Source organism: Psychrobacillus sp. INOP01 (assembly GCF_018140925.1).
Classification (GTDB): domain Bacteria; phylum Bacillota; class Bacilli; order Bacillales_A; family Planococcaceae; genus Psychrobacillus.
The window spans coordinates 2,187,905-2,212,610 of sequence record NZ_CP073315.1; the positions used below are offsets into that span (position 1 = coordinate 2,187,905).

Consider the following 24,706-nt stretch of genomic DNA (forward strand, 5'->3'; position numbering starts at 1 on the left):
ATTATTTTGATATATTATCTAGTTTTTTGAAATTTATCGATTAACCAATTTCATTCGACAAACATGAATAAATGAATTGATTGAAACAAAGTCTTCATTTCGATAGAATAAAGAATAAAGAGAATCAACATTGGAGGCATCTTTACATTGAAAGATCAACAGAAAACATTCTATTTAACAACGCCAATTTATTATCCAAGTGGAAAATTTCACATTGGAACCGCGTATACGACCGTTGCTTCCGATGCAATGGCCAGATACAAAAGACTTAGAGGATATGAAGTTCGTTTCCTAACAGGAATGGACGAGCATGGTCAAAAGATTCAAGAAAAAGCACAAGAAGCAGAAAAAGAACCTCAAATTTATGTAGATGAGATTGCAGAAGCTGCCAAAAAAGTATGGGCTTTAATGGACATTTCCTATGATGATTTTATCCAGACTACTGAGGAACGTCATACAAAAATAGTGGAGAAAATATTTCAAAAATTCTTGAATAATGGAGACATTTATAAGGGAGAATACGAAGGATGGTATTGTACGCCATGTGAGTCTTTCTTTACTGAAACACAGTTAATAGAAGGAAACTGTCCAGACTGCGGTCGTCCAGTTCAAAAAGTGAAAGAAGAATCATACTTCTTTAATATGAAAAAATATGCTGATCGTTTATTGGCATACTATGAGCAAAACGTTGAATTTATAGAGCCAGAGTCTAGAAAAAATGAAATGATAAATAACTTTATTAAACCGGGTCTTGAAGATTTATCAGTATCAAGAACATCCTTTGATTGGGGGATTAAAGTGCCCGGCGATTCTAAGCATGTAATTTACGTGTGGGTAGATGCCTTAACTAATTATATTACCTCACTCGGTTATCTATCAGATGATGATTCTCTATTCCAAAAGTTTTGGCCGGCAGATGTCCATGTAGTAGGTAAAGACATTGTCCGTTTCCATACAATTTATTGGCCGATATTCCTAATGGCTTTGGACTTACCACTACCTAAGAAGGTTTTTGCTCATGGATTTATCATGATGAAAGACGGTAAAATGTCTAAATCGAAAGGAAATGTTGTATACCCAGAAATGTTAGTAGAACGTTATGGTTTAGATGCAACACGCTATTTCTTATTGCGTGAACTTCCTTTTGGCCAAGATGGAGTATTTTCTCCAGAGTCATTCGTAGAGCGGACAAACTTTGATCTTGCAAATGATTTAGGGAATCTGTTGAATAGAACTGTTTCCATGATCAATAAATATTTTGATGGAAAAATTCCGGTAAGTCAAAGTGAATCGACAGAGTTTGATGCTACGTTACAGGATTTTACAAAAGAAACAATTGGTAAATATGAAGCAAATATGGAAAAAATGCAATTTAGCTTAGTGCTTGGAGACTTATGGGCTTTAGTTTCCCGTACAAATAAGTATATTGATGAAACTCAGCCCTGGGTACTTGCAAAAGACGATACAACTAAAGGACAACTGGCTTCAGTTATGACTCATTTAGCAGAAAGCCTTCGTCAAATTGCAACACTTGCCCAGCCATTTATGACGAATAGTCCTAAACAAATTGCGGAGCAGCTTGGTTTTACAGAGGATTATTTGCAGTGGGATCATTTAGGCTCGTTTAATGTTTTAAAGGATGGTACAACAGTAATAAAAACAGGAGTTCCTATTTTCCCACGATTAGATGTAGATGTAGAGGTTGATTATATTCGTGAACAAATGCGGGGATCTGTTCAAACACCTCAGGAAGAGGAAAAAGAAGAAGAACCTCAAGTGGAAGAAATTTCAATTGATGACTTTTTCAAGGTGGACTTACGTGTTGCTACTGTTTTATCGTGTGAAGCCGTGCCTAAAGCAGATAAATTATTGAAGCTACAATTAGATATGGGTTATGAAAAGCGTCAAGTAATTTCTGGTATTGCTCAGCATTACAAACCTGAAGAGGTTATAGGTAAAAAAGTAATTGTAGTAGCAAATTTGAAACCTGTGAAGCTAAGAGGTGAGTTATCTCAAGGAATGATCCTTGCAGGTGAAAAAAATGGATATTTGACACTTGCTACAGTGGATGAAAAACTTGAAAATGGCGCTCAAGTGAAATAGAAAAATCATATTATTTACGTTGAAAATTTCTAGGTTCGATCAGAAATAAAGAAAAATCTATTGGCAACAATATAATTTAACAGCACTAACTTTTGAAATAGACCTGTTGCAGTTGGAACAGGTCTATTATTTTTAAATACTATTCAGAAATACTTTATAGTGGCAAGCGCTTATGTTTGCACTATAGTATCTTATACTGTAGTTAGAAAACGTAAAAAAATAGTATTGATACAAAAGTAATAGTATTAATAATTAATTAGGAGGAAGTAAAATGTTTATCGATACACATGTACATTTAAATGCAGATCAGTATGAGGACGATTTGCAGGAAGTAATTAATCGTGCGTTAGAAGCTAATGTAAAAAAAATGGTGGTTATTGGATTTGATCGTATCACGATTGAAAGAGCTATGAAGCTGGTGGAGGAGTATTCTTTTCTTTACGCTGTAGTTGGATGGCATCCTGTAGATGCGATTGATTGTACAGAAGAGGATTTGAAGTGGATTGAAGAACTTGCAGAGCATGAAAAGGTTGTTGGAATAGGTGAAATGGGATTAGATTATCATTGGGATAAGTCTCCTAAAGACGTTCAACAAGCATTGTTTCGACAACAAATACGTTTAGCTCAGAAGGTAAATTTGCCGATTATTATCCATAATCGTGACGCAACAGAAGATGTGATACGTATTTTACAAGAGGAAGAGGCACATCTTACAGGTGGTATCATGCATTGTTATGGAGGAAGTGTTGAAACAGCTAAACAATGTATAGAGATGAATTTTATGATCTCACTTGGAGGACCTGTTACATTTAAAAATGCAAAGAAACCGAAAGAGGTAGCAACAGAAATTCCATTAGAATATTTATTGATTGAAACAGATGCACCCTATTTAGCTCCACATCCACATCGAGGAAAAAGAAATGAGCCCGCTCTTGTGACACTTGTAGCAGAAGAAATAGCTCGTCTAAAAGGAATTACAGTAGAAGAGGTAGCAGAAGCAACCACTAAAAATGCGGAAAAATTCTTTGATATAAAGGAACAAAAAATGTAAAAAAAGAGGTATATATTTTACATTTTTTAATTTCAGGAGAAACGTAAACTGTTGACAAGCTCTTTAGGACTCTATATAATCACACGAGTGAACAAGGAGGCGTTTTTCATGTCAAATAATTCCATGAAAAACCTGTTCTTTCATTCATTGAGGAGCAAGCAAACCTTAGTAACTGTAGTATCCTTACTATTGTTTCTTGCAGTCGTTTCTTTCGTTTTATTCGAAGGAACAAAGAAAACTGTTGCTTTAACAGTTAATGGTGAACAACAAGAAATATTAACGCATGCAAATACAGTTGGTGAATTATTAGATGATCATCAAATAGTAGTAGCCAATGAAGACTTTTTATATCCCTCAGTGAACACATCAATCGAAAATAATTTGTCGATTGAGTGGGAGCAGGCAAGACAAATAGAAATCACGGTAGATGGAGAAATTCAAACTCTTATAGCTACTGATGACTTAGTTTCAGAAATACTCGCAAAGGCAAATGTTGCAGTTACTGAACATGATGCTATAACACCTGCTGCAAATGCAGAGGTTGGACCCGATAACAAAATTGCTATTGAAAAAGCATTTGGAGTAAAGCTTTTAGATGGCGGTGAAGTGAAGAAGGTATGGTCCACTTCGACTACGGTCGCTGACTTTTTAAAACAACATAACATTCAATTGAGTGAATTCGACCGAGTAGAACAGAAAATGGATGAAGTAGTAGTCCCGAATTCTGAAATACAAGTAGTGCGAGTAGAAAAGGTCACCGATGTAGTTGAAGAAGAAACAAAATTTGCTGTAGAAACGAAAAAAGAAGACTCGCTACTAAAAGGGAAAGAAAAAGTAGTACAAACCGGTGTAAATGGAACTGTCTCACGGACTTATGAAGTAGTGAAAGAAAATGGTAAAGAGGTCTCTCGTAATATGGTGAGCGAGAAGACGATTAAAGAACCAACTAAAAAAGTAGTGGCAGTCGGAACGAAAGTAGTGACTGCTAGTGTTTCACGTGGAGCAAATTCATCAGCAGCTCCATCTGGAGGAAAAGAATTTTATGCGACTGCGACTGCTTATACCGCTTATTGTAATGGATGTTCTGGCATAACTGCGACAGGAGTTAATTTGAAATCTAATCCTAACTTGAAGGTTATTGCTGTAGATCCTAGTGTTATTCCACTGGGTTCAAAAGTATGGGTAGAAGGCTATGGTTATGCGGTAGCTGGAGATACTGGTGGAGCTATCAAAGGAAACAAAATAGACTTATTCATGCCTTCTAAATCGCAGGCATATGACTTCGGTCGCAAAAAAGTACTTGTGAAAGTTTTGAACTAATCATTAGCTGCTTTCCCTTTCGTTGATTGGGAGAGCTTTTTTGCGTTATGATAGATATAGCAGAAAGACAGAAAAGAGGAAAACCGGTTGCAAATAAAAGAAATAATAGTTGTTGAAGGAAAAGATGATACAACAGCCATAAAACGTTCTGTAGAAGCCGATACTATTGAAACCAATGGTTCAGCCATTTCTAAAGAAACACTAATGAAAATCCAACATGCACAAGATAAACGAGGAGTCATTGTTTTTACTGATCCAGATTATCCAGGAAGACGGATCCGTGCTATTATCGAAGAACAAGTTCCAGGTGTGAAACACGCATTTTTGTCCAAAGAAAAAACAATTGCAAAAAATGGAAAGGGTTTAGGGATCGAACACGCAAAGGACGAAGATATTCGCATTGCTCTTTCTAATGTTTATACCCCGAAATCGGACAAAGAAACGTTTTCCGAAATACCACTATCGATATTAGTTGATGGACAATTAATAGGTCATCCTCATTCGAAGGAAAGAAGGACCAGATTGGGAGAGCTATTGAAGATTGGCTACACCAATGGAAAACAGTTACAGAAACGGCTATCCATTTTTCAAATTAGTCAGCAGCAAGTTGAAGAAGCGATTGCACAACTCAATATGGAGGAAAAATAATATATGCAAAAAGATATAGCGACACCAATACGTACACAAGAGATATTAAAGAAATACGGTTTTTCATTCAAAAAAAGCTTAGGGCAAAACTTTTTAATTGATCCAAATATCTTACGTAATATTGTAAGTCATGCGGATCTTACGAAGGATTCTGCTGCAATTGAAATTGGACCAGGTATTGGAGCATTAACGGAACATTTAGCGAGAACTGCAGGAAAAGTTGTTGCATTTGAAATTGACCAAAGACTGTTACCTGTTTTAGCAGATACATTATCGCCATACGATAACGTAGAAATTATTCACGCAGATATATTAGAAGCGAATGTTCTACAAATATTTGAAGATCAGCTCCAAAACTACAAGGATGTTATGGTTGTAGCCAATTTACCTTACTACGTAACGACGCCAATATTGTTGAAACTGTTAATGGATCGTCTTCCTATTCGTGGGATGGTTGTCATGATGCAAAAGGAAGTGGCTGATCGAATTACCGCATCACCAGGAACTAAAGCATATGGGTCTTTGTCCATTGCTATTCAGTACTACATGGAAGCAGAAATAGCGATGATTGTCCCTAAAGCGGTGTTTATGCCACAACCAAACGTAGATTCAGCAGTTATTAAACTAACTCGCCGTGAAGCACCACCAATTCAAGTAATCGATGAGGAATTCTTATTTAAAGTTTCTCGTGGTTCTTTTGTTCAACGAAGAAAAACGATTATTAATAACCTGCAGTCATCACTACCAAACGGAAAGGCAAAGAAAGATCTTATTATTCAAGCTTTAGAAAAAGTAGGCGTAGACCCAACTAGACGTGGAGAAACTTTAAGCATAGAAGAGTTCGGGAAATTATCCAATGAACTATATGGAGAATTTCATTAATCATACTTGTTACAAAATAAGTAATATTTATAAAAAAAATAAGTATGGCTGACAAATAAAAACGTTGACAACTATATAGGATGATTGTTAAAATATTTTGTTTGACAAAATTTTAAAACGGTGGTAAGATAGTAATCAGTGAGGTGTATGCGAAATGCCAAAAACTTTAGCTGATATTAAGAAGTCATTAGATCATCATTTAGGCAAACGTTTGCAATTAAAAGCAAACGGAGGACGTAAGAAAACAATTGAGCGTGCGGGTGTACTTAGAGAGACATATCATGCAGTATTTGTTATCGATTTGGATCAAGATGAAAACTCTTTTGAACGTGTATCTTATAGTTATGCAGATGTTTTGACCGAAGCAGTAGAAATCACTATTTTTGACGAAGCAAATAATTTAATTGTTGTAAAATGATTTTTTAGAACTTTTATCTTTTATTTTTATAATTTTAAAAACCCCTTTTCTATTTTATTAGAAAAGGGGTTTTCTTTTGGTTTGCGGACATACTAAAAAAGCTAGTTGTTCCAAAGGAGGATTCACCTATGTCTAGAAAAGGGATAATGTCTAAAGAATTAAAAGAAGAGATAGCCAAGGATCTTGGATTTTATGAGGTAGTCAAAACCGAGGGCTGGGGAGGAATTAAATCACGTGATGCAGGTAATATGGTGAAGCGAGCAATTGAAATGGCAGAACAGCAAATGAAATCACCAAGTAAATAAGCATGTGCCATAGTATTCATAGTACTAATGCACACGAGGGACAAAACTAAAGAACAACTAGCACATAGAAAAGACGGAGCAATCCGTCTTTTCTTTAAATAAAAGTACAAATTTTTGGGTGCCAAGAATTCGGTTTTCTGTATGTATTTTAACTAATAGGTTTATGAAATAATGTCACTGATTTCCGCAGGCGGACGCTTCCCGCGGGCGAGAACCGAGCCTCTTGGAAGTGTGAAAGTAGAAACCCACCATTGTTTTGTCAGAGATTATAGAAAAACAATCTCATAGATTATTAATATAGATTATAAATAAGTCTTTGCTTTATTTCTGCTTATAACCTATGTTTTTTACCAATTAGGGGCTACTGTATCTCACTTCCGCATTCCTTATGCATTGTGTTAAAATAGGGGACAACATATTTGGGAAAAGGAGCAGATGAAATGTATTACGTAAAAGCACCTGCTAAAATAAATCTAACACTAGATGTACTACATAAGCGTCCAGACGGTTACCATGAAGTAGAAATGATTATGACAACAGTGGATTTAGCTGACCGTATAGGATTAGAGGTAAGAGAAGATGGAGCAATACATATATTATCCGTGGACCGCTTTGTTCCAAATGATCATCGGAATCTAGCATATCAGGCCGCAAAGATTCTGAAGGACATCTATCGAGTGAAAAAGGGAGTTTCTATTACAATCGAAAAGAATATTCCTGTAGCGGCTGGACTAGCTGGCGGTAGTAGTGACGCAGCAGCAACTTTAAAAGGATTAAATATTATTTGGGAATTAGGTCTTTCTTTAGATGAACTTGCTGAGATAGGAACAAAAATTGGCTCCGATGTGGCATTTTGCGTTTACGGAGGAACTGCTTTAGCAACAGGTAGAGGAGAGAGGATACAAGAACTTCCTTCTCCAGCCAATTGTTGGATCATCCTTGCGAAGCCGACACTCGGGGTATCGACTGCAGATATTTATGGTAATCTAAAAGTAAACGAAATAAAACATCCGAACACTGCTCAAATGATCGAATCTATTCAGCAGAAGGACTTTGATCTAATGTGTGCTTCTGTTGGAAACGTGTTGGAGGATGTAACACTCAAACTATACCCAGAGGTTGCTGGTTTAAAAGAGCAGATGAAAAAATTCGGAGCCGATGCTGTTTTGATGAGTGGAAGTGGACCAACTGTGTTTGGGATAGTCGATCAGGAGACGAGAGTACATAGAATATATAATGGTCTCCGTGGATTCTGCGACGAAGTATATGCAGTCCGTTTAATGGGTGATCGGGAACCGCTTGCTTAAATCCGGATGTTTGTGGTAAGTTTTCTATAAAACATTCGTCTTTGGAGGTGAAGGTATGAAATGGAAAAGAAGTGAACGACTTGTAGATATGACACAATATCTTATGGAGCATCCGCATAAATTAATCCCTTTAACATTCTTTGCTTCTTTATATCAATCTGCTAAATCTTCCATAAGTGAGGATTTGACCATTGTGAAAGAAACATTTGAAGAAAGAGGCAGAGGTGTACTTGTTACTGTTCCAGGTGCAGCCGGTGGAGTCAAGTTCATTCCAACGATGACAGAAGTAGATGTCTTAGAAATAGCGGAAGATTTGATGGAGCAGCTTTCTAAAGTGGATCGATTATTACCTGGCGGGTATTTGTATATGACGGACCTGTTAGGAAACCCATCATTGATGAATAAAATCGGTAAAGTATTCGCATCCGCATTTGCTAATGCAAAAATTGATGCCATTATGACGGTAGCTACTAAGGGTATACCAATTGCCCATGCTATAGCGAGACATTTAAATGTACCTGTAGTCATTGTGCGAAGAGATAGTAAAGTAACGGAGGGTCCGACAGTAAGTATAAATTATGTATCGGGCTCGGCACGACGCATCCAAACGATGGTTCTTTCCAAAAGAAGCATGGAAAAGGGACAACGTGTTTTAATCACTGATGACTTCATGAAAGTCGGAGGAACGATTAATGGGATGAAGAGTTTATTAGGGGAATTCAATTGTGAGTTAGCTGGAATTGCTGTATTGGTAGAAGCAGAGCATCAAGGGGAACAATTGGTAGAAGATTATTTATCTCTAGTTAAGCTTCATGAAGTCAATGAAAAAGATGGTACAATTGCTTTAACACAAGGTAATTACTTTGAGAAAGGTGGAAAATTAGATGAAAGCAGTATCAACAACTAATGCACCTGCAGCAATCGGTCCATACGTACAAGGAATGATTGTGAATGGAATGTTTTATAGTTCAGGTCAAATTCCGTTAACTCCTGCAGGAGAAGTAGTGGAAGGCTCTATTACAGAACAGACTGCACAGGTTTTTGCTAATTTAGAGGCAGTACTTACAGAAGCAGGCTCGTCATTATCTCAAGTAGTAAAAACATTAGTCTTTTTAAAAGACATGAATGATTTTACTGAATTTAACGAAGCTTATGATAAACATTTTGCAGGCCACAAGCCCGCACGTTCTGCAGTAGAAGTTGCAAGACTACCAAAAGATGTAAAGGTAGAAATTGAAGTAATCGCAGTAGTGTAAAAGTTAGATTAAAGGTGTTTTCTTCGGAGAACGCTTTTTTTATTTGTCTATTTAAAAGATAAAGTTGAAACAAGTAAAATATATTATTAAAATATTAAAAATATTCTTATTTGAAAGAAGGATTTAGGAAGTTTTTGTGGAATAACAAATAGATAGAGATATTTGTAACTTAGAAAAAGGGTGGTGAGAGAATGGAAGTAACGGACGTAAGATTACGTAAAGTAGTGACTGATGGCCGTATGAGGGCTATCGCTTCCATTACGTTGGATAACGAGTTTGTTGTGCATGATATTCGAGTAATAGATGGAAATAATGGTTTGTTTGTAGCGATGCCAAGTAAAAGAACGACAGAAGGTGAATTTAGAGATATTGCTCACCCGATTAACGTGGGAACGCGCACGAAAATCCAAGAAGCTATCCTTTATGCTTATCATTTAAGTAGTGAGGTTGAAGAAAAAATTGGTGAGCCAACTGTATAACGGGAAAGTAAAAACCATTTCTTAAAGGGAGATGGTTTTTTTGTTGTGTAATAAAAGGGAAATTTTAACACCTGAAAAACATCGTTTTCCTTGAACTTCAGAAAAACAAGGATAATTTAGCCGATTCTTCAAGAAATTCACCTATATTACTTGTTTTGTCATGTATTTGTCAAGAGATATTTCCTTGAAATCTCGCCTCATTTCGGCTATAGTCAAAAGAGTAAATTAGCCCACTGGAGGGAACTTGAAAAATGACAAATACTTATGCGGTTGTATTAGCTGCCGGTAAAGGTACACGTATGAAGTCTAGTTTATATAAAGTATTACATCCTGTATGTGGGAAGCCAATGGTAGAACATGTTGTAGCAAACATGGAACAACTTGGCGTAGAAAAAATCGTTACAATCGTAGGACACGGAGCAGAAGATGTACAACGTGGACTGGGAACGAGAAGTGAATATGCTCTTCAAGAAGAACAGTTAGGAACAGCTCATGCTGTTTTACAGGCGGAAGAAGTGCTGAAAAACTTAACTGGAACGACTATTGTTATCTGTGGAGATACCCCACTTATAACGCCAAAAACAATGAATGATTTGTTAGAACACCATAACTCAACGGGGGCAAAAGCGACAATTTTAACAGCAATTGCCGAGAATCCAACTGGTTACGGTAGAGTTATTCGTTCTATAGGTGGTAGTGTTCAAAGTATTGTAGAACAAAAAGATGCTTCTGCAGAGGAACAACTTGTACGTGAGATTAACTCAGGGACATATTGTTTTGACAATGAAGCACTATTTAAATCATTAAAGCTAGTTAATAATAATAATGCACAAGGCGAATACTATTTGCCAGATGTTATTGAAATCTTACAAAAAGAAAACGAAATTATCTCAGCATATGCTGCAAATGACTTCGAAGAAATATTAGGCGTGAATGATCGCATTGCTTTATCTCAAGCAGAAGAGACTATGCGTTTTCGTATTGCAAGGCACCATATGCGTGAAGGCGTTTCAATCATTGATCCTAGAAATACATATATCAGTAGTGAAGCTGTAATTGGAGCAGATACAGTTATTCAACCTGGAGTTATCATTGAAGGCAAAACAATAATTGGCATGAACTGTACGATTGGTCCGAATAGCCACATCGTATCTAGTATTATTGGTGATGAAACAACCATACACTCGTCAGTTATATTATCCAGCGAAGTTGGTAATCATACCTCAATTGGTCCGTTTGCCCATATTCGACCACAATCTGATGTTGGAGATGACGTGAAGATCGGTAACTTTGTAGAAGTGAAAAAGTCAACAGTAGGCAACGGAAGTAAAATCTCTCACTTAAGCTATATGGGTGATGCTTCGATTGGAACTAATGTCAATGTTGGTTGTGGAACAATTACAGTGAATTATGATGGAAAAAATAAATTTATCACAACAATCGAGGACGATGCATTTGTCGGTTGTAATTCTAACTTAATAGCACCAGTAACTATTGGTAAAAAAGCTTATGTGGCAGCTGGGTCAACTATTACAAAAGATGTACCTGGTGAAGCACTTGCAATTGCAAGAGCGCGACAAGAGAACAAAGATGGCTACGTGAACAAACTAAATATAAAATAACCTATTATCCAGGAGGACTATCATGCCAGAACAATATGCAAATTCGAAGTTGAAAATCTTTACACTAAATTCCAATAAGGAATTAGCAGAAGAAATCGCAAAAGAAGTAGGAGTACCTCTAGGTAAAAGTACAGTTACTAGATTTAGTGATGGTGAAGTACAGATCAATATCGAAGAAAGTATTCGTGGATGCGATGTATTCATTGTTCAATCAACTTCAGGTCCTGTAAACGAACATATTATGGAATTATTAATAATGCTTGATGCACTAAAACGTGCCTCAGCTCGTACAATTAGTGTAGTAATCCCTTATTACGGATATGCACGTCAAGACAGAAAAGCACGTGCTCGTGAACCAATCACAGCTAAACTTGTAGCAGACTTATTAACAACTGCGGGTGCAACTCGTGCAATCGTTCTTGATCTACATGCTCCTCAAATTCAAGGATTCTTTAATATTCCAATAGATCATTTAGTTGCTGCTCCAATATTATCCGATTACTTCTTAGGTAAAAACTTTGATCCTGCCGAGTTAGTTATAGTTTCTCCTGATCATGGTGGAGTAACACGTGCCCGTAAAATGGCAGATCGTTTAAAAGCACCAATCGCAATTATTGATAAACGTCGTCCACGTCCAAATGTGGCAGAGGTTATGAACATCGTAGGTAACGTAGAAGGAAAAACGGCTATTTTAATCGACGATATTATTGATACAGCTGGAACAATCTCCATCGCAGCAGCGGCATTGATGGAAAGTGGAGCAAAAGAAGTTTATGCTTGCTGTACGCACCCAGTGTTATCTGGTCCGGCAATTGAACGTATTGATAACTCAGTTATTAAAGAGCTAGTGATTACAAACTCTATTCAATTAGCTGACGATAAAATGTCACCAAAGATTAAAGAATTGTCTGTTGCTAAATTATTGGGTGATGCAATTGTACGAGTTTTCGAAGAGAAATCAGTTAGTACATTATTTGATTGATCTTTAAAATGTTTGAATTCTTCTGAAGATGGGTATTTATATTTATAGAACGCACTTCGGGAGGATGGAGAATATTATGAGCACAGTTGTAAAAACACAAAAACGTGATAAAAAAGAGAATGCAAAACTTCGAAACAGTGGGTTTATCCCAGCGATTGTATACGGCTTTGAAATAGAATCCCAGTCCATTGCAGTTAATGAAAAGGATTTTACAAAAACACTTCGCGAGGTCGGTCGTAATGGTGTCATGAAGCTTGATGTTGATGGTAAATCAGTAAACGTTGTGTTGAGTGATTATCAGATGAATATTCTAAAAGGACAAATGATTCATGCTGACTTTTTAGCGATCAATATGAAGGAAGAGTTAGAAGTAAATGTTGCAGTTAACGTGATGGGAGATTCAGTTGGCGTTTCAGAGGGCGGCATGCTACAACAGCCAAATCGTGAAGTTACTATTACAGTGAAACCTTCAGATATCCCTGATAGTATTGATATTGATGTATCTGGCATGGCTATCGGAGATACATTGACCGTAGCAGATGTTCGAGACAAAGTTAATTATCCAATAACGAACGAAGATGACTATACATTGGTTACAGTATCAGCACCTCGAGTGGAAGAAGAAACTGAGGAGTCTGAGTCTGAGTCAGAGACTGAAGAAACAACAACAGAAGAATAATAAAACAAAAGAGGTTGTCCTAAGGCAACCTCTTTTGTTTTGAATATGGTAAAATTAATAAAAAATTGTAATAAAGGAATGGAACGAAAATGAAAATTATCGTTGGTCTTGGAAATCCTGGAAAACAATATGAAGCTACTCGCCATAATATTGGGTTTCATGTAATTGATGAACTTTCTAAACGATTAAATATACCACTTACACAGTCTAAATTTAATGGAATGTACGGCATTGGTCATATTGGTGCTGAAAAGGTTATGCTTTTAAAACCATTAACGTATATGAACCTTTCTGGTGAATGTATTATACCTCTGATGGATTACTACGATGTGAATGATGATGAAATAGTCGTTATTTATGATGATTTAGACTTACAGGTCGGTAAATTACGTCTACGTCAAAAAGGTAGTGCAGGTGGACATAATGGTATTAAATCGATCATCCAACACTTAGGTTCGCAGGAATTTAATCGAATCCGTATTGGCGTGGATCGTCCTAACAATGGGATGAAGGTTCCCGACTATGTTCTATCCAAATTTAATGATGATGAAAAAATAGAAATCATACAAGCGGTGAAAAATAGTGCTGACGCTTGCGAAGATTGGTTTGTAAAAAAATTTTTAGATGTAATGAATACATACAATGGTGCATAAAAAGTGAAGAAAAGGTCTATACTTCCTAAAAAGGAGGTTTTAATGGCCATGCCAATTCGTTATAAATGTCGCCATTGTGAAACAGAGATTGGGCAGTTGCCATTTGATCGCATAGATGACCAGTTTTTACAAAAACATGAGATTACCCAAGAAGAACAACATATATATATTGAAAATGGAGCAGAAGGAGACTACACTGTGCAGTGTATTTGTGAAGAGTGTCAGGATTCCCTTCAAAAGTTTCCAAATTACTATGCGTTAAAAAAGTGGATACAGTAAATGCTTTGGCACGTTTTCGTGCACAAAGCCTTTTTCTATTTAGATTGGGGGTACACAGATGGAACCTTTAAGTAATTTATTGCTCGAAGATACACAAATACAAAAGCTAGTAAAAGAGTTGGAGAGTGGTAGTGACCAACAGCTAATAACCGGCCTTACTTCTAGTGCAAGAGCTGTATTTACCAACATGCTATATAAAACACGACAGCGAGCTATACTGATTGTAACGCCTAACCTACTACATGCTCAAAAACTGACCGAGGATTTAGTAAAACTAATTGGTGAGGACCTTGTCCGTCTATATCCCGCTGATGAGCTAATTGCAGCTGATATATCTATTACTAGTCCAGAACTTCGCGCACAAAGACTAGAAGCATTAGATCACATGTTAACGCATGATAATGGTGTTTATATTGTTCCAATTGCAGGTCTTAAAAAACATATGCCGACTAAAAAGGACTGGCAAGCTAGCAGCATTTCTATTACGGAAGGTGAAGAAGTTAGCTTAGATTCTTTTTTACAAAGACTAGTGAATATGGGATATGTACGCCAGCCAATGGTTACTGCCCCTGGAGAATTCGCTTTGCGAGGCGGAATTATCGATATCTATCCACTATATCTAGAAAACCCTATTCGTATAGAACTATTTGATACAGAAGTGGACTCTATTCGTACATTTTCTGCAGAAGATCAGCGTTCGTTAGAAAAACGGAAAGATATACGAATTCTACCGGCAACCGAATACGTGCTAACTGAAGAAAAGAAACTTCTATTAGCTCATAAATTGGAAGAAGCATTAGCGGAGAGTTTAGAAAAAGTTAAAATTCCGGAAGTGAAGGATCTTTTCTATCAAAATATTCAACAAGATATCGAGCTTTTAAAGCAAGGCGAGCAACCAAAAGAATATATGAAGTATGTCTCTTTATTGGAAGAGAATAATAGTTTTTTAGGAAACTATTTTAACGAAAATGGAATGGTTTTATTTGACGAGCTTGGAAGAATTCAAGAAGTGACAGAAACTTTGGAAAGAGAAGAAAATGATTGGATCCTTTCTTTGTTAGAAGAAGGAAAAACTGTACATCGTGTAAAACCTTCTTTTAGTCTGAAAGAAATTATTCAGATGTTTTCCAATGAAAAGCTGTATTTTTCGTTGTTTTCTCGTACTTTTTCTGGAATTACGATTAAAAAGAATATTAGTTTTTCTTGTAAACCGATGCAAAACTTCCATGGCCAAATGCATTTATTGAAAAATGAAATAGAACGATTTACCCAAGGAAAGTTTCGCTTATTTATACTTGCAGATGGCAAAGACCGTATCCAAAAAATACATGCAGTATTAGAAGATTACGAGATTACTTCGCAAATTGGTGCTTCTGCTAGTGATATGAAATCACCTGGTATTTTTATCGTGGAGGGTGATTTAGAAGCTGGTTTTGAACTTCCATTACAACGAATAGCTGTTATTACCGATTCCGAGCTGTTTAAACAAAGGCATAAGAAAAAAGCGAGAGCCCAGAAGGTAACGAATGCTGAGCGTATTAAAAGTTACTCCGAGATTAAACCTGGAGATAATGTTGTACATATACACCATGGTATTGGGAAATATATTGGAATTGAAACGTTGCATGTTAATGGAATTCATAAAGACTATCTTCATATTCGGTATCGTGGCGAGGATAAATTATTTGTTCCCGTCGATCAAATAGATCTCATTCAAAAATATGTTGCGTCTGGTGAAAAAGATCCAAAGCTACACAAACTGGGCGGAGCAGATTGGAAGAAGACCAAAACAAAGGTTTCAGCAGCAGTTCAAGATATTGCTGATGAGTTAATAAAGTTATACGCAAAAAGAGAAGCGGAAGTCGGATATGCGTTTGAACCAGATAGTGAAATGCAGCAGTCCTTTGAAGCGGCATTTCCATATGAGGAAACGGATGATCAGCTCCGGACTATTCAAGAAGTGAAAAAAGATATGGAAAAGGCTAGACCTATGGATCGTCTTGTATGTGGAGACGTAGGTTACGGTAAAACCGAAGTAGCAATACGTGCAGCATTTAAAGCTGTCATGGAAGGAAAGCAAGTGGCCTTTCTCTGTCCGACAACTATATTGGCACAGCAACATTATGAAACAATGATAGAGCGCTTTCAAGATTTTCCGATTGAAGTAGGCCTACTAAGCCGTTTTCGTAACAAAAAACAACAAAGTGAAACGATTAATGGGTTGAAAAAAGGATTAGTTGATGTAGTAGTAGGTACACATCGAATTCTATCCAAAGATGTGGAGTACCATGATTTAGGTCTTCTCGTTGTGGATGAGGAACAACGATTTGGTGTAAAACATAAAGAACGGATCAAGCAGCTAAAGACAAATGTAGATGTCATGACTTTAACAGCTACACCTATCCCTCGTACATTGCATATGTCGATGATTGGAGTACGTGACTTATCTGTCATTGAAACCCCTCCTAAAAACCGTTTTCCAGTACAAACCTATGTGATGGAACATAATGGTGCACTTGTCCGTGAAGCAATTGAAAGAGAACTAGCACGTGGAGGACAGGCATTTTATCTATACAATCGGGTGGAAGACATTACGAGAAAAGTGGATGAAATACAAATGTTAGTTCCGACTGCTAGAGTGGGGTTTGCGCATGGTCAAATGAGTGAAACGGAGTTAGAGTCCATTATTATCAGCTTTATAGAAGGAGAATACGATGTTTTAGTGACTACGACTATTATCGAAACAGGTATCGATATTCCAAATGTAAACACACTTATAATTCAAGATGCAGATAAAATGGGACTATCACAATTATATCAATTACGAGGTCGTGTAGGACGTTCCAATCGTGTTGCTTATGCTTATTTAATGCATCAAAGAGACAAGGTGTTGACAGATGTTGCAGAAAAAAGATTGCAGGCCGTTAAAGAATTTACAGAGCTTGGCTCTGGATTTAAGATCGCCATGCGAGACTTGTCTATACGAGGTGCCGGAAACTTATTGGGCTCCCAACAACATGGATTTATAGACTCAGTTGGATTTGATCTTTATACGCAAATGCTGGAAGACGCAATTGCAGAAAAACGTACTGGTATTAAAAAAGAGGATTTACCAGACATAGAAATTGCACTCTCTACGGATGCTTATATTTCTGACGAATATATTCCAGATGGATATCAAAAGATTCAAATGTATAAACGTGTCAAAGGAATGGAAAAAGAAGAGGAGTACTTAGACCTCATAGATGAATTACAAGACCGGTTCGGAGATATTCCTCTCGAAGCAGAAAAATTACTTCGTATTGCACGTATGAAAATTTGGGGTATAGAGGTAGGTGTTCAGTCTATTAAGGAAATAAATAAAATTGTTTCGATTTCTTTAAGTACTGAAGGAACTAAGGCTATTAATGGGGCAAAACTTGTAGAGGAATCTATGAAATACGGACGTGCGGTTGGTTTTAATATGGACAATGGCAGTCTTGTACTGACAATTGATGAACGTAAAACAGGAAAGTTCAATCCATTTGATGTATTAGAAGAAATGATGAGACTGTTACCCGAATCTAAAAAAGAAATAGAAGAGGTTAAATAGCTCTTTGCATATTTTTTGGTAATATGATGCATACTATGGCAGAAATGAACTTTAATTTCCAATCTGTCGAAAGTGAGGCATATTACATGAAAGCAACTGGCATCGTACGTCGTATTGATGATTTAGGTAGAGTAGTAATTCCGAAAGAAATACGTCGAACCCTTCGAATCCGAGAAGGAGATCCATTGGAAATTTTTACGGATAGAGAAGGAGAAGTAATCTTAAAAAAATATTCACCAATCAGTGAGCTTGGAGATTTTGCGAAGGAATACGCGGAAACCATATATGAAACTTTAGGAACTCCCGTATTAATAAGTGACCGCGATGAGATGATTGCTGCAGCAGGACTCTCAAAGAAGGATTACTTAAATCGCAGACTAAGCCCAGGTGTAGAAGACATTATTGGTAAGCGCTCTATTGTAATAGAAAAACATGAAAATTCGGTTGAATGGATTCCAGGAGTAACCGAAACAGTTAAATCTTATTGCATTGCACCCATTATCGCTTCAGGAGATCCAATTGGAGCTGTATTCATCATTTCGAAAGTACATTTTATTGGAGAATCCGAACTAAAGTCAATTGAAACTGCTGCAAACTTTCTAGCAAAACAAATGGAAAGTTAAAAAAGTCTTCCTCTTCTACAAAAGAGGAAGACTTTTTTTTAGAATTTTGTGTGCCTTGAACTAGAGATAGTTTCTAGTAAGCGATGCAGCTGGTTTCGGTCGGCGTCGCAGATTTTATTTAAGTGAATAGTACCCAGAAATAAAAGGACACGACCTGTTAATTCAGCTACATATTAACCTAGAAAAGAACGTATATTCGTGTTATGGTTATATTATGTTAATAAGGACAGGGGTGTCGTATGGAATTAACAAATATAAACATTAAAGAGCGTATGAAGCATTATAATGTACTAGGCTTAAGCATTACATTAATCAATAAACGTCAAATTTACCTTACAGATAACTACGGTTTGCTAGAGACAGGAACAAATAGAAGCGTAAACAGAAATTCTATTTTTAGTGCTTGCTCCATTAGCAAGTTCCTAACAGCAATGTTGGTTCTAAAGTTAACAGAGCAAGGACTTCTAGATTTAGATGAGGATGTAAACAAAAAGCTAGTTTCGTGGAAAATACCTGAATCTAAATTAACAATCAGTAATAAAGTGACATTACGAAATTTACTTAGTCATCAATCAGGTATTAAAGATCCTGAAGATAGTTTTTCTGAACTCAATACCAATAAAGTTCCATCAATGGTTGAACTATTGGAGGGAAATACCCCTTTTTGTAAAGAGTCTATTGAAGTAAAGTATGAGCCTGAAAGTGAATTCCATTACTCGGATGCAGGTTTTTGTATTATTCAGCTATTAATAGAAGATTTGACTGGAAAACCGTTTAATGTTGTTATGTACGAACAAATTTTTAGACCACTAAAAATGAAAAATAGTACATTAGACAAAGCAATTTTGGAAGTGAATAGAGAAGATATATCTTGTGGTCATAACAAAAACGGTGAATTAGTAGATGGTAAATATCCTATATATCCTTACCCAGCTGCTTCAGGTTTATGGACAACTTCTTTAGATTTAGCTTACGTGGTCCTGGAGTTAATGGATGCAATAAGAGGAGAAAGTAAGATTGGAATCTCTGCAAGCAAAGCAAAAGAAATGATAGCTCCCCAAGGAGGAAAGGCTTGGACTGGACTTGGTGTATTTCTAGAAGGTACAGAAAAAGAAATTGAAATTACATCATTAGGTTGGGGAGTAGGTTTCCAATGTATGTTGGTGGCACTTCCATATGAAGAGAAAGGCGCGGTTATAATGACGAATGCAGAATTGGGTGTTCACCAATTAGAGGGAATTATAGGAGAAATATATAAATCTCTAATAATTTAAGAAGTATAGTGTTGTTAAAGGGCGAGAAACGGATAGCATTTTATGTGAAATTAACTAATTATTCTATTAATTTTATGCTAATATTATAAGATTAGGAGGTGTTTTTTTCATGGGAATCCGCAACTTAGTGATTTCTCTGTAATGATAAAAAATTACAGGAGGAATGAAAATGGAATCAAATTGGGTAAAGCCTTTCTATAAACGACAGTTCGAATTATATTCTCCATCTCATAAAATAAGTGAATACGATACGTCTCTATCAGCTGAAATCATTGAACAAGTTGGAAAGACGTTTCAATCTGTATTGGAATTAGGTGCTGGAAACGGGCGATTTGCAAGAGCGCTTGCAACACCTGCCGTATTAAAATCAGGAAAAAATAAAACAAATCGCCCTAACAAAGACAAATTTGTTGGGGCGATTTTTACTCTATCATTTGGATATCAATCGGTTCCGTAAATAAAGTTAATTTGGAACAAGTAACCCTTTAAGCCAGTAAGTAAGCCACAGATGGAAGCAAGTAAACATGCGACGAGCTTTGCGCAGGAGCACCACGATGTAGCGATTTTAGAATGACTTGCCCTCAGCAAAGGACGCCTTTCCTCGAAGACCTTCCAGCGCTAGTCGGGGCTAACATAGGCGCTTGCAATTTTCTGGGTTATAATATTCCTATCGTATTATGGAAGTAGGATTAGTTATGGGTAATGAATGGAATATGAAAACTTATATGAAGGGTGCAGCTATGCTGACGATTGCCGCTATTATCGTCAAGCTACTTAGTGCTGTTTACCGGGTGCCTTTTCAAAATTTAGTGGGGGATGAAGGATTTTATATTTATCAACAAGTATATCCGTTCATTGGCATTATCACTACTTGGACTTCGTTTGGTTTTGCGGTAGCGTTGTCTAAAATTTTATCGGATTATAAAGCGCTTGGGAATGACTACGCCGTACCAAGGGTAAAGCAGATTGCTTTTTATTATATTGCTTTTATTTCTATTATATTTTTTATTTTATTGTTTATGGGTGCTGACTTTTTAGCTGAAACTATGGGCGATGCAAATCTCGCTCAGTTATTAAAAGCTGGTTCTTACGTAATTTTACTGATGCCAATGCTTGCTGTATTAAAGGGGGACTTTCAATCGGATGGCCACATGCAGCCGGTTGCTTATGCGCAGGTAGTGGAGCAGGTGGTTCGTGTATTTGTCATTTTATTTGGAACATGGCTCATAGTTTCCAACAGTTTTGATCTGTATAGAGCTGGAAGTATGGCTATGTACGGTGCCGTGGCAGGAGAACTTGCGGGTGTCATACTACTTTCCTCTATTTATTGGAAAACAATGAAGCAAACAAAGAAAGAAAAGATAAAACAAGATGTACCTGTATGGCCAATCGTGAAGTCTTTAACACTCATTAGTATTAGTGCTAGTATAAGTGCCCTATTATTCTTACTGTTTCAGCTGGTCGATTCGTTTACGGTTTTCCAAGCCCTTATAGATAGTGGCATGGACAGACACAGAGCAATGGAGAAAAAAGGAGTCTATGATCGAGGGCAACCACTTGTCCAATTAGGAATTGTTATAGCTTCTACACTTTCCTTGGCTATCGTTCCGCTAGTGGCGCATCGGATGAATAAAGGTTCAGGGAGAACTTCAGTTCCATTTATGCAACTTACATACCGTGTGGCCTTTACCTTCGGGGTTGCCGCAGCGATGGGACTTATCGTCGTTCTTCCATATGTCAATGAAATGCTATTTCAAACAAAAGAGGAATCCACGACTTTAATGGTTTTTTCTTTTCAAATTATATGGATGTCTTTAATCCTTACCTTAATGGCTATGCTACAGGGAAGTGGAATGGTGAAGGTTCCAACGCTTTTCTTATTGCTTGGGGTTCTGTGTAAGTGGCTGTTAAATAGTTTGCTAGTCCCTATGTATGGGGTATTAGGGGCGGCTATCTCAGGGAATGTTAGTTTAGCGATTATCTACGTGTTGATGTGTTATTATTTTAAAAAGACTTGGCATATCCAATTTGCTCCTGCAGCTTTCTATAAAGGAATTACAAAAGCCACCATTTTGATGATAGTTTGTGTCATTGTATATGTAATATTGGGAGATGCTGTGTTATTTGATAATCTTTCTAGTAGACTTCAATCGATCGTAATTTCGTTAACATCGGTTACGTTAGGAGCCGCGATTTTTTTAGTAAGCATAGCAAAAAGACGTGTAATAGCAGAGAAAGAGTGGTTTCTATTGCCATTTGGTAGAAGGATGGCCACTTTTCAGCTTTGGTTAAATAAAGAAAAGTAAGGTTGTGAGCAAAATGAATGAAATTACGATAATTGGTCTTGGAGCAAGTGATTTAGACCAGCTGCCATTAGGTATATATAAAAAGTTGAAGACAGCCGAGTATTTGTATGTTCGAACGGAGCAGCACCCAGTTTTGGAGGAATTAAGAGCAGAAGGCCTTTTCTTCACAAGTTTCGATGCTGTGTATGAAAAAAATGATCAATTCGAAGGTGTCTATGAAGAAATTGTACGACAGCTTCTAGAATTGGCTGAGGAACATTCGATTATGTATGCCGTACCTGGGCATCCGTTAGTTGCCGAACAAACGGTTCAGCTTTTAATCGAAGCAGAAAAGCAAGGGAAGGTTAAAATCCATATAGAAGGTGGACAAAGTTTCCTTGATCCGATTTTTGGCGCATTACGAATTGATCCAATTGAAGGATTTCAATTACTAGACGGAACTAGCTTCAAGCGTGATGAAGTTCAAATGAATGCGCATGTGTTAATTGGACAAGTATATGATGCATTTAGTGCTTCCGAGGTAAAGTTAACTCTTATGGAAAAATATCCAGATGATTATGAGGTAACGATCGTCACTGCTGCTGGGTCTTCCGCTGAAAGTTTAACAAAGGTTCCGCTATTCGAATTGGACCGAGTGATGAAGTTAGATAATTTAACTACATTATACGTTCCGCCAATTTATGAAAAAGAAAATCGTTTAAAAGAGTGGCAAACACTTCGTCAAATTGTAGCTGAACTACGCAGTCCTAACGGGTGTCCTTGGGATAAGGAACAAACACATACAACCTTAAAGAAATACGCCGTAGAAGAGGTTTATGAGCTTCTACAAGCGATTGACGAGGAAGATGATGATCATATTGTAGAAGAGTTAGGGGATGTCCTGTTACAAGTGTTTTTACATGCTCAAATAGGGGAAGATAACGGATACTTTAGTATGGAAGATGTATTAAACTCTATTGCAGACAAAATGATTCGGAGACACCCACATGTATTTGGTAGCGTAAAAGCAGATAGCACGGAGGAAGTTCTACGTAATTGGCAGCAAATAAAGTCCGAAGAAAATAGAGATTCTGGGGATTCCTTATTAGAAGGAGAAATGCGAGCAGATTCATCCCTACTTACTTCTTTTAATTATCAAAAGAAAGTTGCGAAGGTTGGTTTTGATTGGCCAGACGTTTCTGGAGCTTGGGAAAAGTTCGAGGAAGAATTAGGCGAATTTAAGACAGAATTAGCAGAGGGTACGAAGGACTCCCAAGTAGATGAATTAGGTGATTTGTTATTTACCATTGTAAATTTAGCCCGTTTTTATAATTTATCTCCAGAACAGGCAATGATTCAAGCAAATAAGAAATTTAAAAGCAGGTTTCAATTTGTAGAGGAGAGTGTAAAGAATGGAAAAGGGGACTTTTCTAATTACACTTTAGAAGAGCTAGACCAATATTGGAAAGATGCAAAAAAATTAGAGAGGTAGTGACCAAATGAGATTAGATAAATATTTAAAGGTTTCAAGACTTATTAAGCGTAGAACATTAGCGAAAGAAGTAGCGGACCAAGGTAGAATAACGATTAATGGGAAAGTAGCAAAAGCGAGCTCAGATGTAAAAGCTGGAGACGAACTGTCGATCAGATTCGGACAAAAAGTAGTAACTGCAACAGTTGATGCGGTTAGAGACTCTGCGAAAAAAGATGAGGCCTCATTGATGTTCACGATTACAAAAGAAGAGAGATTAGAAAAAGTGGATCCAGAATTTATTGATGATGAAGATTAATAAGAAAAATCGAGCAAAAGACATGCCTGGCCCTTTAAGATCAAAACTTGTTTCTATCGTTTTCGAAGGAATTTGGACAGACAGGTAGCAATATTATTGCCGAGTGAATTTTTAGTGATATTGGTTGTGACGGACATCACACCGCCCGCGGAAAGCGTCCGCCTGAAACGAAAATCAGTAGTGTTATTTAGTAAATCTAATTTTTCAAAATACCAGAAACGCTGGAATCTGGCTAAATACTAACTAGAAATTCTATATTCTCTTATAAATTAAGAAAAAAAGCATGGTAGTTGTCATGCTTTTTTTTTATACGCATACAATAAAGTAGGACAAGGAGAGGAGAGAGTATATATGCAATATCAAGCAGAAAACCAAACTATTACAATTCCATCGGGGGACCACTTGATTTCACTTAGAAATCGCAAGCGTATGGACCTGACATCTGTAAAATCTATTGAACGATTCGATCAACAAGAATTTTATGTGAGAACTTCTCAAGGTATACTTCACATCAAAGGAGAAGACTTAAAAATTGTCCATCTGGATGTTGATAAAGGATTACTAACATTGGAAGGAATCGTTCGGGCATTGCAATATGATGAAGAGCAAAGTTTAGACGGCGCTAGAGGATTACTTCATAAATTATTCGGATGACGCTCTCATTACAATTCTTTAGTCTGTTACTAATGGTCTTTAGTGGGATATTGGTAGGGGCAATAATCGAAGGGGCGCGCTTTGTAACGGGAAGTTTCCCTAGGCGTTCCTACGTTTATAAATATCGTATAGTTCTTGAAATATTTGTTTGGATCATGCTTGGACTAGGTTCTTTTTATATACTTTTTGAAGTACGAGATGGCGTATGGAGAATTTATGATCCGCTTGCACAAATAGTAGGTATTCTCTTATACGATCAATTATTTCAGCCAGTGTTTCGGCTAATGGGTAGAATCTTTTTACATTTGATCATCCAACCGATTTGGTGGATAATTCGCTTCATTTGGATGGTAGTTAATAAAATTATTTATCTTATATGGATGCTCATCTCATTTATTTTCAAACCATTTCATTTTTTATTTCAAAAAACGTGGCATTTGGCCCTTCAGAAAAAGCCGAACTTCCGTTATAATGGAAAGTACACAAAAAAATTGAAATAGTTTG

At 36.8% G+C, this 24,706-nt stretch carries 25 protein-coding genes; all 25 read left to right on the forward strand.

Annotated elements, in window-relative coordinates; genetic code table 11:
- Window positions 1–147 precede the first annotated feature (147 nt).
- Window positions 148–2,103 (forward strand): methionine--tRNA ligase, encoded by a 1,956-nt coding sequence (metG, locus tag KD050_RS11090; RefSeq protein ID WP_211892447.1) that lies wholly within the window; start codon window positions 148–150, stop codon window positions 2,101–2,103.
- Between the two features lie 271 nt (window positions 2,104–2,374).
- Complete coding sequence (locus tag KD050_RS11095; RefSeq protein WP_211892448.1) at window positions 2,375–3,154, forward strand: TatD family hydrolase; 780 nt, start codon at window positions 2,375–2,377, stop codon at window positions 3,152–3,154.
- A gap of 108 nt (window positions 3,155–3,262) precedes the next feature.
- Window positions 3,263–4,474, forward strand: a complete 1,212-nt coding sequence (locus KD050_RS11100) for a resuscitation-promoting factor (protein WP_211892449.1) — start codon at window positions 3,263–3,265, stop codon at window positions 4,472–4,474.
- A gap of 87 nt (window positions 4,475–4,561) precedes the next feature.
- Window positions 4,562–5,122, forward strand: coding sequence for a ribonuclease M5 (gene rnmV / locus KD050_RS11105; RefSeq protein ID WP_211892450.1), 561 nt, complete (start codon window positions 4,562–4,564; stop codon window positions 5,120–5,122).
- Window positions 5,123–5,125: 3 nt separating this feature from the next.
- Window positions 5,126–6,004 carry a 16S rRNA (adenine(1518)-N(6)/adenine(1519)-N(6))-dimethyltransferase RsmA gene (rsmA, locus tag KD050_RS11110; RefSeq protein WP_211892451.1) on the forward strand — a complete coding sequence of 293 codons (879 nt, stop codon included), beginning with the start codon at window positions 5,126–5,128 and terminating at the stop codon, window positions 6,002–6,004.
- A gap of 154 nt (window positions 6,005–6,158) precedes the next feature.
- Entirely contained in the window at window positions 6,159–6,422 is a 264-nt protein-coding gene (gene veg / locus KD050_RS11115) for a biofilm formation stimulator Veg (protein ID WP_090570777.1), read from the forward strand.
- Between the two features lie 128 nt (window positions 6,423–6,550).
- Window positions 6,551–6,727, forward strand: a complete 177-nt coding sequence (locus KD050_RS11120; protein ID WP_211892452.1) for a small, acid-soluble spore protein, alpha/beta type — start codon at window positions 6,551–6,553, stop codon at window positions 6,725–6,727.
- A 440-nt stretch (window positions 6,728–7,167) separates the two neighbouring features.
- Complete coding sequence (gene ispE, locus KD050_RS11125; RefSeq protein ID WP_211896272.1) at window positions 7,168–8,034, forward strand: 4-(cytidine 5'-diphospho)-2-C-methyl-D-erythritol kinase; 867 nt, start codon at window positions 7,168–7,170, stop codon at window positions 8,032–8,034.
- 55 nt (window positions 8,035–8,089) lie between these two features.
- A complete protein-coding gene (purR, locus tag KD050_RS11130) occupies window positions 8,090–8,941 on the forward strand; it encodes a pur operon repressor (RefSeq protein WP_211892453.1) in 852 nt (283 codons plus the stop codon).
- Entirely contained in the window at window positions 8,919–9,290 is a 372-nt protein-coding gene (locus tag KD050_RS11135) for a RidA family protein (protein WP_211892454.1), read from the forward strand. The genes purR and KD050_RS11135 overlap by 23 nt, the downstream gene beginning before the upstream one ends.
- 191 nt (window positions 9,291–9,481) lie before the next feature.
- Window positions 9,482–9,769 (forward strand): septation regulator SpoVG, encoded by a 288-nt coding sequence (gene spoVG, locus KD050_RS11140; protein ID WP_211892455.1) that lies wholly within the window; start codon window positions 9,482–9,484, stop codon window positions 9,767–9,769.
- Window positions 9,770–10,020: 251 nt separating this feature from the next.
- Entirely contained in the window at window positions 10,021–11,391 is a 1,371-nt protein-coding gene (glmU, locus tag KD050_RS11145) for a bifunctional UDP-N-acetylglucosamine diphosphorylase/glucosamine-1-phosphate N-acetyltransferase GlmU (protein WP_211892456.1), read from the forward strand.
- 22 nt (window positions 11,392–11,413) lie between these two features.
- Entirely contained in the window at window positions 11,414–12,373 is a 960-nt protein-coding gene (locus KD050_RS11150; RefSeq protein ID WP_211892457.1) for a ribose-phosphate diphosphokinase, read from the forward strand.
- 76 nt (window positions 12,374–12,449) lie between these two features.
- Entirely contained in the window at window positions 12,450–13,052 is a 603-nt protein-coding gene (locus tag KD050_RS11155) for a 50S ribosomal protein L25/general stress protein Ctc (RefSeq protein WP_211892458.1), read from the forward strand.
- Window positions 13,053–13,141: 89 nt separating this feature from the next.
- A complete protein-coding gene (pth, locus tag KD050_RS11160) occupies window positions 13,142–13,705 on the forward strand; it encodes an aminoacyl-tRNA hydrolase (protein ID WP_211892459.1) in 564 nt (187 codons plus the stop codon).
- A 42-nt stretch (window positions 13,706–13,747) separates the two neighbouring features.
- Window positions 13,748–13,984, forward strand: a complete 237-nt coding sequence (locus KD050_RS11165) for an anti-sigma-F factor Fin (RefSeq protein ID WP_235753794.1) — start codon at window positions 13,748–13,750, stop codon at window positions 13,982–13,984.
- Between the two features lie 58 nt (window positions 13,985–14,042).
- The gene (gene mfd, locus KD050_RS11170) at window positions 14,043–17,576 is read left to right on the forward strand and encodes a transcription-repair coupling factor (RefSeq protein ID WP_211892460.1); all 3,534 of its coding nucleotides are present in this window, start codon (window positions 14,043–14,045) and stop codon (window positions 17,574–17,576) included.
- An 86-nt stretch (window positions 17,577–17,662) separates the two neighbouring features.
- On the forward strand, window positions 17,663–18,199 hold the full coding sequence (gene spoVT, locus KD050_RS11175) for a stage V sporulation protein T (RefSeq protein WP_211896274.1): 537 nt from the start codon (window positions 17,663–17,665) through the stop codon (window positions 18,197–18,199).
- A gap of 239 nt (window positions 18,200–18,438) precedes the next feature.
- Window positions 18,439–19,473 carry a serine hydrolase domain-containing protein gene (locus KD050_RS11180; RefSeq protein ID WP_211892461.1) on the forward strand — a complete coding sequence of 345 codons (1,035 nt, stop codon included), beginning with the start codon at window positions 18,439–18,441 and terminating at the stop codon, window positions 19,471–19,473.
- A 169-nt stretch (window positions 19,474–19,642) separates the two neighbouring features.
- Window positions 19,643–19,930 (forward strand): class I SAM-dependent methyltransferase, encoded by a 288-nt coding sequence (locus KD050_RS11185; RefSeq protein ID WP_211892462.1) that lies wholly within the window; start codon window positions 19,643–19,645, stop codon window positions 19,928–19,930.
- Window positions 19,931–20,168: 238 nt separating this feature from the next.
- Window positions 20,169–21,779, forward strand: coding sequence for a putative polysaccharide biosynthesis protein (locus KD050_RS11190; protein ID WP_211892463.1), 1,611 nt, complete (start codon window positions 20,169–20,171; stop codon window positions 21,777–21,779).
- A 13-nt stretch (window positions 21,780–21,792) separates the two neighbouring features.
- Window positions 21,793–23,250: a bifunctional methyltransferase/pyrophosphohydrolase YabN gene (mazG, locus tag KD050_RS11195; protein WP_211892464.1), complete on the forward strand. Its 1,458-nt coding sequence runs from the start codon at window positions 21,793–21,795 to the stop codon at window positions 23,248–23,250.
- Window positions 23,251–23,257: 7 nt separating this feature from the next.
- Entirely contained in the window at window positions 23,258–23,548 is a 291-nt protein-coding gene (locus tag KD050_RS11200; protein WP_211892465.1) for an RNA-binding S4 domain-containing protein, read from the forward strand.
- Window positions 23,549–23,899: 351 nt separating this feature from the next.
- Entirely contained in the window at window positions 23,900–24,202 is a 303-nt protein-coding gene (gene yabP, locus KD050_RS11205) for a sporulation protein YabP (protein WP_211892466.1), read from the forward strand.
- The gene (yabQ, locus tag KD050_RS21520; protein ID WP_370627061.1) at window positions 24,199–24,702 is read left to right on the forward strand and encodes a spore cortex biosynthesis protein YabQ; all 504 of its coding nucleotides are present in this window, start codon (window positions 24,199–24,201) and stop codon (window positions 24,700–24,702) included. Before yabP ends, yabQ begins: the two co-directional genes overlap by 4 nt.
- The last annotated feature ends 4 nt before the right edge of the window (window positions 24,703–24,706 follow it).